This is a genomic window from uncultured Acidovorax sp. (assembly GCF_964021665.1).
GTDB classification, from domain to species: Bacteria; Pseudomonadota; Gammaproteobacteria; order Burkholderiales; family Burkholderiaceae_C; genus Acidovorax; species Acidovorax temperans.
This window is the reverse complement of record NZ_CAXIAK010000004.1, coordinates 1-13,470: the sequence shown is the minus strand read 5'-3', so window position 1 is coordinate 13,470 and position 13,470 is coordinate 1. Positions and strand designations below refer to the sequence as shown.

Here is a 13,470-nt window from a genome sequence, read left to right as displayed (position 1 = left end):
CAAGAAAAAGCCCGCCATTATTGCACAGACTGTTGTTTGCCTTGTTTTCAGATGGCCCCGTTCATTGCTTTGAAGCCAGTTAGGGGCAAGGCGGGGCGCCAAAAATCAGCCGCCGCGACGCATCATGTCGAAGAAGTCCACATTCGTTTTTGTGGCCTTCATGTTCTTGATCATCAGCTCCATCGACTCGATTTCGTCCATGTTGTACATGAACTGGCGCAGGATGCGGGTCTTCTGCAAGATCTCGGGCGCAAGCAGCAACTCTTCGCGGCGTGTGCCGCTCTTGTTCAGCTCGATGGCGGGGAACACGCGCTTTTCGTACAGGCGGCGGTTCAGGTGGATTTCGCAGTTGCCGGTGCCCTTGAACTCTTCAAAGATCACTTCGTCCATGCGGCTGCCGGTATCGACCAGCGCCGTGGCAATGATGGTGAGCGAGCCGCCTTCTTCCACCTTGCGGGCGGCGCCAAAGAAGCGCTTGGGACGCTGCAGAGCAGCGGCGTCCACACCGCCCGACAGCACCTTGCCGCTCGACGGCACGACGTTGTTGTAGGCGCGGGCCAGGCGGGTGATGGAGTCCAGCAGGATCACGACGTCCTTCTTCAGCTCGACCAGGCGTTTGGCGCGCTCGATCACCATTTCGGCCACATGCACGTGGCGGGCGGCGGGCTCGTCGAAGGTCGAGGCAATGATTTCGCCCTTCACCGTGCGCTGCATTTCCGTCACTTCTTCAGGGCGCTCGTCCACCAGCAGCACCATCAGGTGCACGTCGGGGTTGTTCGCCGTGATGGCGTGGGCGATGTGCTGCATCATCACCGTCTTGCCGCTCTTGGGCGGCGCCACGATCAGTGCGCGCTGGCCACGACCGATGGGGGCGATGATGTCGATGATGCGGCCGGTGATGTTCTCGTCGCCCTTGATGTCGCGTTCCAGGCGCATCTGTTCCTTGGGGAACAGGGGCGTCAGGTTTTCGAACATCACCTTGTGCTTGTTCTGCTCGGGTGGGCCGCCGTTGACCTTGTCCAGCTTGGTCAGGGCAAAGTACCGCTCGCCGTCCTTGGGCGTGCGCACTTCACCTTCAATCATGTCGCCGGTGTGCAGGTTGAAGCGGCGTACCTGGCTCGGGCTGATGTAGATGTCGTCCGTGCTCGCGGTGAAGCTGGTGTCAGGGCTGCGCAGAAAGCCGAAGCCATCGGGCAGGATTTCCAGCACGCCATCCGCAAACACCTGTTCGCCCGCCTTGGCGCGCTTCTTGATGATGGCAAACATCAACTCCTGTTTGCGCATCCGGCCTGTGTTTTCGATTTCGAGTTCTTCGGCCTGCTTCAGGACTTCAGACACGTGCAGTGCCTTGAGTTCGTTTAAGTGCATGGAAAGACTCCTTGGCGGAGTAAGTAGGTATCTTGGGGGAGTGGGGCTGGTGCCACGGGAGCTGCTGTTGACAGTCCGGGCGCGCCTGGGAGATCTCGGGCCGGTTGCCAATGCGTGCAAACCGGTGATCTGGCGAAATTATGACAGGAAAAAAATGCGGGGATCCTGGGCTGTTGCGCAATGCCTGCCATGGATTGCGCTCGCACAAAAAGAGCGGACGCCGACCGAGCCTTCGGGCGGCGTCTGCGCATCAAGCCAATTGTTGGTCGATGAAGGCTGTCAGCTGGGCCTTGCTCATGGCGCCCACCTTGGTGGCTGCCAGCTGGCCGTTCTTGAACAGCATCAGGGTGGGGATGCCGCGAATGCCGTACTTGGCGGGGATTTCGCGGTTTTCGTCCACGTTCATTTTTGCGATTTGCAGCTTGCCCTGGTAGGCGCCTGCGACTTCGTCGAGGATGGGGGCAATCATCTTGCAGGGGCCGCACCATTCGGCCCAGTAGTCCACCAGCACCGGGGTGCCGGGTTGCAGCACGTCGGCTTCAAAGCTGGCGTCGGAGACATGTTTGATGAGTTCGCTGGCCATGGCGGATTCCTTGTTTTTCAGCGGGTTGGGACCGGTGTACGTTTAAAGTTCAGGCATTGTGACAGAAACCAATTCCACGTTCACCGGTGTGGCCGGGTCTCGCGATGCTATGACTGTCATAGCGAAAAGTGATCGGTACACCGCTCCGTGCGCTGCTGTATGGCACCGCGCTCTGGCCCAGGTGGCGGCCCATGCGCAGGCCCAGGGCGCGCATCTGGCGCGCACCGTGGTGCTGGTGCCCTACGCCCAGTTGATGCCTTGGGCCCAGCGTTTCTGGGCGCAGCAGTTTCCGCAGGGGTTTGCCCCGCGTTTTGAAACCACGCGCAACTGGGCCGGGCAGCTGCAAGGCTCTGAGCCCACGGGTGATGACTTTGCGGGCGACGTGGCGCGTGACACCCTGACGGCACGGGCGTTGCTCGAGCGTGTGGGGCAGGGCGCCCTGCGTGATGTGCTGGCCACCCCTTTGCAAGAGGCCGCAGCCCAGCTGGCCCCGGTGGTGGCTGCTGTGCAGCCCGAGCGCCGCGCCGCTTGGGGCGATGAGGCCCGTGCCCTGCTGGCCACCACCGACGAAGGCAGTGCCCTGCACTATGAAGCCCTGGTAGCCCGCCTGGCACTGGAATGGGTGCTGGCATCGCGCCACGCCACTGATGTGCTGTTTGAGCCCGGTGTGCGCGCCGCAGTGGATGCGCTGGTGGTGCTGGAGGGGTTTCAGTCCGACGCCCTCAACCTCGCCCTGGTGCAGCACTGGGGTGCCAGCGCCTGCTGCGTAGGGCTGTGGGATGCGGAGTCTGCCTCTGCACAACCCCCATCGCAGATGGCCCTGCACGCGGCGGCAGACGCCGAAGACGAAGCCCACCGTGCAGCCGCCTGCGTACTGCGCCACATCGAGCAGGGCCGCATCCCCGTGGCGCTGGCCGCCACCGACCGGGCCCTGATCCGTCGCGTGCTGGCCCATCTGGACAGCCAGGGCGTGCTGGTGCGCGATGAAAGCGGCTGGATTCTCTCCACCACCCGTTCGGCCGCAAGGCTGATGGCCGCGCTGGAGGCGGCTGCGTGGAACGCATCGTCCAACGCCGTGCTCGACTGGCTCAAGCACACGCCCGCGCTGCCACCTGCCGATGTCAACCGTCTGGAGCAATGGCTGCGCCGCAACGTGGTGCCGCAGTGGAGCGCCGCCGCAGCGCGTGATTTCAGCGCCCAGCCCGCCCTGGCCCGCACCGTGGCCACGGTGGAAGGCTGGCGGGATGCCCTGCGCACCGCACGGCCCCTGCCGCAGTGGCTGTTGGCGTTGCGCTCGGTGCTGGAGCAAGCGGGGCAATGGCAGGGCCTGCAGGCCGACCCTGCAGGCATGCGTGTGTTGGCGGCGCTGCGCCTGCAAGACGGCCAGCAAGCGGAGCTGCAAAGCTGGGGTGACAGTGCGGGCCGCCGCATGACGCTCGCGGAGTTCACCCGCTGGGTGAAGGATGTGCTGGAGGCCGGGCGCTACGTGGCAGCGCAGTCGGCTGAGGCGCCCGTGGTGGTCTTGCCCATGCCCCAGCTGCTGGGCCGCCCGTTTGCCGCCGCTGTGCTGCCCGGCAGCGATGAAAAGCGCCTGCAACCCGCGCCCGAACCCTCGGGCGACTGGTCCCAGGCCCAGCGCGAGGCCTGGGGCCTGCCCACCCGCCAGACGCTGGAGGCTGCCCAGCGCGCCGCCTGGGCCAACGCCCTGCGCACACCCGTGGTCGATGTGCTGTGGCGCACCAGCGATGAGGGCGGGGAGCCATTGCTGGCCAGCGCCCTGGTGCTGGCCCTGCAACTGCAAGGCGACGCAGCCCAGGGTGCTGACGCCCGCCCGCCCCGCACCGTGCAGGCCGCCCCCACGCTGCGCCCCTTGCCTGTGGGCCAGGCGCTGCCCGTGCAGCAGCTCTCGTCCACCGCGTATTCCGACCTGCGCCACTGCCCCTACCGCTTCTTTGCCCAGCGCCAGCTCGGCCTGCGCGAGGCCGACGAGTTGGACGCCGCCGTGGACAAGCGCGACTTTGGCAACTGGCTGCATGCGGTGCTGCAGCGTTTTCATGAAGACCTGCGCGACCAGCCCACCGATGACGCGGACGAGCGCAGCGCCCGCATGGACGCTGCCGCCGAGGCCGTCACCCGCGAGCAGCGCCTGCAAGAAGGCGACTTTCTGCCCTTTGCCGCAGGCTGGGCGCAACTGCGCGATGGCTATTTGCACTGGCTGGCCGGGCACGAACAGCAAGGCGCGATGTTCCGCCAGGCCGAGGTCAAGGCCAAGCAACCGCTGGGCGACCTGGAGCTGATCGGCACCATCGACCGCATCGACGGCGTCTCCAGCACGGGCGAGCCCACGGTGCTGGTGATTGACTACAAAACCGAAAGCGACAGCGTCACCCGCCAGCGCATCCAAAGCGGCGCGGAAGACACGCAGCTGCCGTTCTACGCCGCCCTGCTGCACCACGACACGCTGCGCGCCGCCTACGTCAACGTGGGCGAGCGCGGCGAGACGCAATTGCACGAGCAGGACGAAGTGGTGCACCTGCGCGATGTGCTCATCGAAGGCATTCAGCACGACATGGCCCGCATCGCCGCCGGGGCGCCGCTGCCCGCGCTGGGCGAGGGCTCGGTGTGCGATTTTTGCGCCGTGCGGGGGCTGTGCCGCAAAGACTATTGGGCAGATGCTGAACAGGTGCTGCCCGCGCCAGAGACGCCATGACCAAGAGCCATTCCTCAACCGTGCAGGCCGCCTACGAACACAACGGCCGCCCCGTCTCGCGCGAGGCCTTCTACGCCATTGCCTGCGACCCCGCCCGCAGCGTGGCGGTGGAGGCCTGCGCAGGCGCTGGCAAGACCTGGATGCTGGTCTCGCGCATGCTGCGCGCGCTGCTCGATGGCTGCGCGCCGCACGAGATATTGGCCATCACCTTCACGAAAAAGGCCGCGGGCGAGATGCGCCAGCGCCTGCAAGAGTGGCTGGAGCAGTTCAGCCACAAGCCGCTCGATGAACTCACTGCCGAGCTGATTGCACGCGGAATCAGCCCCCAAGGCGCACTGGAAAAGCGCGAGGCGCTACAAAATCTATACCGCCAGTTGCTGGAGGCGGGCCGCCCGGTGCAGATCCGCACCTTCCACAGCTGGTTTGCCGCGCTGCTGGGCACGGCCCCGCTGGCGCTGCTGCAGCAGCAAGGGCTGCCCGCGCACTTTGAGTTGCTGGAGGACGATGCCGAGGCCGTGCGCGAGGTGTGGCCCCCGTTTTTGCAGGCCGTGGCCGACAGCGCCAGCCTGCGCGCCGACTACGAAGCCGTGGTGGCCCGCCATGGCCGATCGCAAACGCACAAGGCGCTGGCGGCGGCACTGGCCAAGCGGGTGGAGTTTGATCTGGCCGACGACGCGGGCGTAGTCGATGCCTCGGTGCCACCGTTCCAGCAGGCCTACCCTGAACTGGCCGCGTGGGCCGAGCCTGCCGAGGCCTTGCAGGATGCAGCCTGCCTGCAGCGCTGGCGCAACCGTGCCAGCGCTTTGGGCGCTGAGTCCAACAAGACCCCGCAAAAGGCGGCGGACGCCATCATCGACGCGCTGGCCTGCCCCGACCTGAACCAGCGCCTGGACATGCTGCGCAAAGCGATGTTCGTGGCCAAGGAAGACCGCCTGTCGAAGAACCTGGAGAAGTTCCCCGCCGCGCAAGAGGCCGAGCCCGAGCTGCAGCGCCTGCTCACCGCCCGCCGCCAGCATGAGGCCTGGCAGCACCAGCAGCGCATGGCCCGGCTGGCGCGCTGCCTGATTGCGCAGTTTGCCGCCGTCAAGCAGCAGCACGGCTGGGTGGACATGAACGATGTGGAGCGCACGGCCTTGGTCATGCTGGCCGACCCCATCCTTTCTGGCTGGGTGCAAGAGCGGCTGGATGCGCGCATTCGCCACCTGCTGGTCGATGAGTTTCAGGACACCAACCCGCTGCAGTGGCAGGCGCTGCACGCGTGGCTGGCGGGCTATGCGGGCTCGGGCGGTGGCTCGGCTGCGCCCAGCGTGTTCATCGTGGGCGACCCCAAGCAGAGCATCTACCGCTTTCGCCGGGCCGAGCCGCAGGTGTTCATCGCCGCGCAGGCCTTTGTGCGCGATGGGCTGGGCGGCGACCTGCTCAGCTGCGACCACACGCGCCGCAACGCGCAGGGCGTGATTGCCGCCGTCAACGCCGTCATGGGGCAAGCCCAGGCGCAGCACGAGACCACAGGCTTCCGCGACCACACCACCGAATCGAAACACCCAGGCCAGTTGCTGCGCCTGCCCGCCATCACCGATGACGACGATGCGAGCGATGGAAGCAGCACCGCCCGCGACCCGCTGGCCTGGCGCGACAGCCTGACCGAACCCCGCCACGAGGCCGAAGAAACCCAGCGCATGCGCGAATGCGCACAGGCCGCTGCCTGGGTGGCTGCACAGATTGCCAGCGGCACCCCGCCCAAAGAGGTGCTGGTGCTGGCCCGCAAGCGCGACCGCCTGGCCAGCATGCAAGACGCCCTGCGCGCCCTACACCTGCCCTGCGTGCAGCCTGAAAAGTCCGACCTGTTCGACGCACCCGAGGTGCAGGACATGGTGGCGCTGCTCGATGCGCTGGTCTCGCCCACGCACGACCTGTCGCTGGCCCGTGCGCTCAAGTCGCCGCTGTTTGGTTTGGGTGACGATGCGCTGGTGGCCCTGGCCGTGCTGCGCCGCCAGCCCGAGCATGCGGGCTGCAGCTGGTTTGATTTGCTATTGAAAAGTGAGCTGCTTGCGACCGATTTACAAGCGCTGGGGCCTGTTTTGGTTCAATACCAGGGCTGGGTGCAGCGCCTGCCGCCGCACGATGCGTTGCACGCCATCTACGAGCACGGCGACGTGCTGGCCCGCTTTGCCGCCGCCGCGCCCGTCACCCAGCGCCAGGCCGTGCAGGCCAACCTGCGGGCGTTGCTGGCCGCCGCGCTGCAGCACGACGGGGGCCGCTACCTCACGCCCTATGCGTTTGTGCGCGCCATGAAAAAGGGCGGCGTGCGCGCCCCCGGCCGGGCCGATGCGCAGGCCATCCGCCTGCTGACGGTGCACGGTGCCAAGGGGCTGGAGGCCGACTGCGTGCTGCTGCTGGACACCGACACCCGCCCGCAGAAGGCTGAAACCATGGGTGTGCTGGTGGACTGGCCCGGCGAGCAGCCCGCGCCCTCGGCCTTCATCTTTTTGGCCAGCGAATCCAACCCACCCCCCAGCGCCGAGTCCACCCTGGCCGCCGAGCAGCAGGCCCGCAGCCGCGAGGAGCTGAACATGCTCTACGTGGCCATGACGCGCGCCAAGCACTGCCTGGCGCTGTCGTCGGTGCAGCCCGGCAACTTGGCCCCCGGCAGCTGGTGGAATCGGCTCGCTCCGCTGGTTACCGAGGTTGATCCGCAAGCCCAGGCCCCGGCGGCGCATGGCGCAGAAGCCGCTGCCCCTGCTGATGTAGCGGAAACCTTCACCATCCCCAGCCTGCCCGCGCTGCCCGAGGCGCTGCAAACCGCCCGCGTGCACACCGCCGCCGGGCTGGAGGGCGAGGTCCCCGTGGCCATGCCGGGCGATGCGGATTCGACCCCGCTGTCGCGCCAGGGCGATGCCATGCACCAGCTATTGGCGCAGGCGGGCGTGGCCGGTGCCCCGCTGGCTGAGTTGCGCGCCCACGGCTGGCCCGCCGCCCGCCTGGCCCGCTTGGCGATTGACCACGACATCACCCCCACCGCTGCCGAGCAGGCCGCCCGCATGGCGCAGGCCATTCTGGCGGGTGAGGGCGCCTGGGCGTGGGGTGCGGCACTGGTCCAGACCGCCATCAACGAAGCCCCGCTGCACTACCAGGGCCAGAGCCTGCGCATTGACCGGCTGGTGCAGCGCCGCGCCGTGCAGGCTGGTGACCCCTTGGCGGGCTGGTGGGTGCTGGACTACAAAAGCGCCACCCAGCCCCAGCGCCAACAGGCCCTGGTGGCGCAGCTGCAGCGCTACCGTGAGGCCGTGTCTGTGCTGATGCCCGGCGAGGTGGTGCATGCCGCGTTCCTGACGGGCGATGGGCGCATGGTGATGGTCGGTGGCACCGATGCGTCTGCCGCCTCCGCCATGGGGCATACTCCCGCCCCCGGCGCTGCGGCGCTGGATGTGCCCGCGCTGCCCGCAGCGCCTGCCGCTCGTCCTGGTGCCGCCAAAGCTGCACCAACGGTGCCCGATTCCAGGCAGGGTTCCCTGTTCTGATCCGCGCGTTCTCTTGCCATCCTCTTGACCTTGACCCAAAGGCCTCCCGTGTCCCAAGCCCCATCCTCCGCCCCCGCCACTTCTGCCGTTGCCGCAATCTCTTGCGATGTGGCCATCATTGGCGGTGGCCCTGCCGGGCTCATGGCGGCAGAAGTGCTGGCCCAAAGCGGGGTGGCCGCGCACCTGTTTGATGCCATGCCCTCGGTGGGCCGCAAGTTTCTGCTGGCGGGCAAGGGCGGGCTCAACCTCACGCACTCTGAGCCGCACGAGCCTTTTGCCAGCCGCTATGCCGCGCGCCAGCCGCAGATCGAGCCGTTGATCCGCGCCTTCGGCAGCCCCGAGGTGCGCGCCTGGGCGCAGGGCCTGGGGGTGGAGACTTTTGTGGGCACGTCGGGCCGTGTCTTCCCCACCGACATGAAGGCCGCCCCCTTGCTACGCGCCTGGCTGCACCGCCTGCGCGGGCAGGGTGTGCAGCTGCACATGCGCCACCGCTGGCTGGGCTGGGCCAACGGCCACGATGCTGCGCAAGCCGCGCAGCCTGCGCAGCAAGCGCTCGATTTCACGCCCTCGTCAGCCCATGTGCTGCGCTTTGCCACACCTGCAGGCGAGTGCCAGGTGACCTGCCGCGCTGTGGTGCTGGCCCTGGGCGGCGGCAGCTGGGCGCGGCTCGGTTCCGACGGAGCCTGGGTACCCTTGCTGGCCGAGCGCGGCGTGGCCGTGGCCCCGCTGCGCCCCTCCAACTGCGGCTTTGATGTGGCGGGCATGCACGCCCCCGCGGGCGAAACGCGGCGCGCCTTCTTGCAAGAGCTGCTGGGCCGCACGCCCACCGTGCCTGTGGGCTGGACGCCGCATTTTGCAGAGCGCTTTGCAGGCCAGCCGTTCAAATCCGTGGCGCTGAGCTTCACCAGCAGCACCGGCCAGCACTTTCAACGCCGGGGCGAGTTTGTGGCTACTGCCACGGGGGTGGAGGGCAGCCTGGTGTACGCCGTGTCACATCTGTTGCGCGATGAGATTGAGGTGCACGGCCACGCCACCTTTCATCTTGACCTGCTGCCCGACCACAGCCCGGAGCGCGTGCTGGTCGAGGTGCGTCATCCGCGCGGCTCGCGCTCGCTCTCCAGCCACCTCAAAAGCCGCCTGGGGCTCGATGGCATCAAGGCGGGCGTGCTGTACGAACACCTGGGCAAAGACGGCATGAACGACCCCGTGGCCCTGGCCCACGCCATCAAGGCGCTGCCCATCACCGTGGTGGCGACACGTCCCATCGACGAGGCCATCAGCACAGCGGGCGGCGTCACTTTCGAAGCGCTGGACGAACACCTCATGGCGCAGGCGCTGCCCGGTCTGTTCTGTGCGGGCGAAATGCTGGACTGGGAGGCCCCGACTGGTGGCTACCTGCTGACGGCCTGCTTGGCCAGCGGCGTGCGCGCAGGGCAGGGTGTTTTGGCATTTTTAGGGTACAGCGCCAGTCCATAAAGCGCAGGCAGCTATCGATTTGGTAGCAATTACCGCGGGTCAACATTTCTCGTGGGTGACGCAGGGCGACTGCTGAGTCTGGGGGCGCGGGTACGATGTGGACCTGTCCTTGCGTTGTTGAAAGAAGCCATGACCTCTTCCCACGGCCCCGCCATTGCAGACCTGCAGACGCAGATTGCAGCGCTGCGGGAACAGATCCGCACGCACGAAGCCGCCCTGGCCGAGCTGCGCGAGAAAGAGAGTGAACTCCAGACCATCGTCTCCACGCTGGAAGAGATGGAAAGATTCATGCGCGAATCCGGCAAAGGCGTGCGTCGCTGAGACAGTCGGTCAACGACTCTACCGAAGGTGTCGAAGAATATTTTTGAGGGGAATGACAGCGGTTGAAAAACCGCCCTGAGGCATGAGAAGAAGTTGACGAGCCTTACCCCCGGCACTGACTCTACAGTTAGGGCTGCTTGGTTCCCCACCTGACCCGGTTGGCTGCTTTGCCATGCGGGGAGGCCCGTCAGCGCGCATTGTACTGCGGATGCCGGGCCCCATCGACCAGCGCGGGGATTTATCGCTGCCGTGAAAAGGGCGACCCCTGCCCAGCCCGTAGAATCCGGCCCCATGTCCTATCTCGTGCTCGCCCGCAAGTACCGCCCCCGCAATTTCACCGAAATGGTGGGGCAGGAGCATGTGGTCCAGGCCCTGTCGAATGCGCTGACCCAGCAGCGCCTGCACCACGCCTACCTGTTCACGGGTACGCGCGGCGTGGGCAAGACCACGGTGTCGCGCATTCTGGCCAAGTCGCTCAACTGCCAGGGGCCTGATGGCAACGGCGGCATCACCGCCACGCCCTGCGGCGTGTGCCAGGCGTGCACCGACATCGACAGCGGCCGTTTTGTGGACTACACCGAGCTGGACGCGGCCTCCAACCGCGGCGTGGACGAGGTGCAAAGCCTGCTGGAGCAGGCTGTCTACAAGCCGGTGCAGGGGCGCTTCAAGGTCTTCATGATCGACGAGGTGCACATGCTCACGAATACGGCGTTCAACGCCATGCTCAAGACGCTGGAAGAGCCGCCCGAATACCTCAAATTTGTGCTGGCAACGACCGACCCGCAGAAGGTGCCGGTCACGGTGCTGAGCCGCTGCCTGCAGTTCAACCTGCGCCCCATGGCCCCCGAGACGGTGTTGGACCACCTCACCCGCGTGCTGGCCAACGAAAACGTGCCTGCCGAGCCGCAGGCACTGCGCCTGCTCTCGCGCGCTGCGCGGGGCTCCATGCGCGATGCGCTCTCGCTCACCGACCAGGCCATCGCCTTTGGTAGCGGCCAGTTGCAGGAAGCGGGCGTGCGCCAGATGCTAGGAGCAGTGGATCGCTCCTACGTGTTCCGCCTCATCGATGCGCTGGCCCAGGGCGATGGCAAAACCGTGGTAGAAACGGCCGATGCCTTGCGCATGAATGGCCTTTCTGCCGCATCGACCCTGGAAGAAATGAGCGCTGTGCTGCAACGCATGGCCGTGTACCAGGCCGTGCCGCAGATGGCGCAGGCCGCGGATGCCAATGACCCCGAGGCGGTAGAGACCGCGCGGCTCGCAGCCCAGATGCCCGCCGACGAAACCCAGTTGCTCTACAGCCTGTGCCTGCATGGCCGCGCCGAGCTGGGCCTGGCGCCTGACGAATACGCCGCGCTCACCATGGTGCTGCTGCGCCTGCTGGCCTTCAAAGCCCCCGCAGACCCGGCTGAAAAAAAAACTCTGACGCGGCCTGAAACGGCACCCACTCCGACCCCGGTGGCTGCAGCGCAGCCTGCAGCGGCCCCCTTGCCAGTGGCCCCCTTGCCAGCGGCACCGCTGCCAGCGCCTTCCCTGGCGCCTGCTCCCTCTGCTGCTGCGGCCCCGGTGGCCTCTGTGGCCCCGGCCGTCGCGCAGCCACCCGAACCTGCTCCCCCGGCACCTGTGCAGCCCGCTGCAGCACCCGCCCCGGTGGCAGAGTCTGTGCCTCCTTGGGAAGAAGACAGCAGCAACGAACCGCCTCCATGGCCCGACGCGGACGATGGATCGGTGCCCACCACCCCGGCTGTAGCGCCCGTGCGTACGGCTGAAAAGGTAGATCGAAATCTGCCTCCAGCGCAAGAAGTACAAGCGCAGGCAGCTCCTGAATTCGTAGCAATTCCGGTGCGTGAGGCATCCGAGCCCAGCGAGCGTCTGCAGCCCTTGCCCCTGTCGGCGCCCACACCGGTTTCCGCGCGCTACACGCCCACGGAAGAGGGCGATGTGTGGCACGCCACGGTGCAGCAACTGGTGGCGGCCGAGGCCATTACTGCCCTGGTGCGCGAGCTGGCCTTGCAGTCCCAACTGGTGGCGCGCGATGGCGCCCATTGGCTGCTGCGGGTGGAGCGCGAATCGCTGAACCAGCCCACCGCCCGCGAACGCCTGCGCGCCGCACTGGAAGCTGCTGGCCACGCCACGCAGATCAGCGTGGAGGTGGGCCGAGTCATCGACAGCCCCGCCCGCCGCAACGCAGCCGCTGCTGCCGAGCGCCAGCGACTGGCCGAAGAAACCGTGATGAACGACCCCTATGTGCAGACGCTGATGCGTGAGCACGGCGCGAAGATCGTGCCGGGCAGCATCAAGCCCGCGTGAGATGAAACACCCCCTGAGTCGCCTTCGGCGCCTTCCCCCTCTCTCGCTTCGCGGGAGGGGGACGCTCCCAGCGCACGGAGCCTTAGCGACACAACGGTGTCTTGGCGGCCCTTGCGCGGGAGCACTGGTCTGGGCAGCGGCGGTTTCGATGGCCGCTAACGGCGCAAAGCACAATACCGTGAATTTCGGATACTGAATTTCCGTCCCTACGTGGGAATCGATCAACCAGAAAGAAAGCAAAGGAAACCAACATGTTCAACAAAGGACAACTCGCCGGCCTGATGAAGCAAGCCCAGGCCATGCAAGACAACCTCAAGAAGGCCCAGGACGAGCTCGCTTTCATCGAAGTGGAAGGCGAATCGGGTGCGGGCCTGGTCAAGGTGGTGATGACCTGCAAGCACGACGTCAAGCGCATCACCATCGACCCCAGCCTGCTGGCCGAAGACAAGGACATGCTGGAAGACCTGGTGGCAGCTGCGTTCAATGCGGCGGTGCGCAAGGCTGAAGAGACTTCGGCGGAGAAGATGGGCAAACTCACCGCAGGGATGCCAGGCCTCCCCGGCGGCATGAAATTCCCTTTCTGAGGGGGTTGGCTACCGAGCGGGCGATCTGCGTCGTTGGGCGGTGCTCGCAATCCTCACGTACTTCAAGTACGTTCCGGTTGCTGTGCTCCGGCCGCCTAGCAGCTCATCCCGCTCGCTACGCCCTTGAGGGCGGGGTGTGAAAGCCAGTAAAGCCGGGGTTGCTGCCTCTCGGGCTGCGCCTGCTGAAGGTGGTTCGTTCACTGCTTCGACTTTTTTCTCAAATCCTTTCTCCTGGCTGCCCCCAGCGCCACGGAGGTCTTGGCCCAGACGCTGCGCCGGTTGCCGGGGGTGGGGGTGAAGTCTGCGCAGCGCATGGCGTTTCATCTGTTGCAGCACGATCGCGAAGGGGCGCTGACCCTGTCGCGGGCGCTCTCGGAAGCGGTGGGCACGGTGCAGCACTGTGCACGTTGTCATACGTTCACCGAGGCTGAGGTGTGCAGCACCTGCCTGGACCCGGACCGCGATGCCACGCGGCTGTGCGTGGTCGAAACACCCGCTGACCAGTCTGCGCTGGAGCGCACGGGGGCCTTCAAGGGGTTGTACTTCGTGTTGATGGGGCGGCTCAGCCCGCTCGATGGTGTCGGTCCCAAGGAGATC

Annotated in this window: 9 protein-coding genes and 1 other RNA gene; 7 read left to right on the top strand and 3 right to left on the bottom strand. The window is 66.6% G+C overall.

Features of this window, described 5'->3' with window-relative positions; genetic code table 11:
* Positions 1–105: 105 nt before the first annotated feature.
* Both rho and trxA read right to left on the bottom strand, forming a co-directional pair.
* On the bottom strand, positions 106–1,368 hold the full coding sequence (gene rho, locus AADJ04_RS01490) for a transcription termination factor Rho (protein ID WP_044396828.1): 1,263 nt from the start codon (positions 1,366–1,368) through the stop codon (positions 106–108).
* Positions 1,369–1,618: 250 nt separating this feature from the next.
* Positions 1,619–1,951: a thioredoxin TrxA gene (gene trxA / locus AADJ04_RS01485; protein WP_066694851.1), complete on the bottom strand. Its 333-nt coding sequence runs from the start codon at positions 1,949–1,951 to the stop codon at positions 1,619–1,621.
* A gap of 109 nt (positions 1,952–2,060) precedes the next feature.
* Between trxA and AADJ04_RS01480 the strand changes: the two genes are divergently transcribed.
* From AADJ04_RS01480 to AADJ04_RS01465, 4 genes are all read left to right on the top strand, one after another.
* On the top strand, positions 2,061–4,661 hold the full coding sequence (locus AADJ04_RS01480; RefSeq protein WP_341238512.1) for a PD-(D/E)XK nuclease family protein: 2,601 nt from the start codon (positions 2,061–2,063) through the stop codon (positions 4,659–4,661).
* Entirely contained in the window at positions 4,658–8,182 is a 3,525-nt protein-coding gene (locus AADJ04_RS01475) for a UvrD-helicase domain-containing protein (RefSeq protein WP_341238511.1), read from the top strand. Before AADJ04_RS01480 ends, AADJ04_RS01475 begins: the two co-directional genes overlap by 4 nt.
* 48 nt (positions 8,183–8,230) lie before the next feature.
* Positions 8,231–9,658: a TIGR03862 family flavoprotein gene (locus tag AADJ04_RS01470; protein ID WP_341238510.1), complete on the top strand. Its 1,428-nt coding sequence runs from the start codon at positions 8,231–8,233 to the stop codon at positions 9,656–9,658.
* 129 nt (positions 9,659–9,787) lie between these two features.
* Positions 9,788–9,979, top strand: a complete 192-nt coding sequence (locus AADJ04_RS01465) for a hypothetical protein (protein WP_341238509.1) — start codon at positions 9,788–9,790, stop codon at positions 9,977–9,979.
* A gap of 92 nt (positions 9,980–10,071) precedes the next feature.
* Here AADJ04_RS01465 and ffs read toward each other — a convergent pair.
* Positions 10,072–10,168, bottom strand: an RNA gene (ffs, locus tag AADJ04_RS01460) — signal recognition particle sRNA small type.
* 102 nt (positions 10,169–10,270) lie between these two features.
* On the opposite strand from ffs, the gene dnaX reads away from it, so the two are divergent.
* The 3 genes from dnaX to AADJ04_RS01445 all read left to right on the top strand — a co-directional run.
* Positions 10,271–12,289, top strand: a complete 2,019-nt coding sequence (gene dnaX / locus AADJ04_RS01455; RefSeq protein ID WP_341238508.1) for a DNA polymerase III subunit gamma/tau — start codon at positions 10,271–10,273, stop codon at positions 12,287–12,289.
* A 251-nt stretch (positions 12,290–12,540) separates the two neighbouring features.
* The gene (locus AADJ04_RS01450; RefSeq protein WP_015013601.1) at positions 12,541–12,873 is read left to right on the top strand and encodes a YbaB/EbfC family nucleoid-associated protein; all 333 of its coding nucleotides are present in this window, start codon (positions 12,541–12,543) and stop codon (positions 12,871–12,873) included.
* 231 nt (positions 12,874–13,104) lie between these two features.
* Positions 13,105–13,470 (top strand): toprim domain-containing protein (locus AADJ04_RS01445; RefSeq protein ID WP_341238544.1); only part of this gene is annotated, 366 nt, incomplete at its 3' end.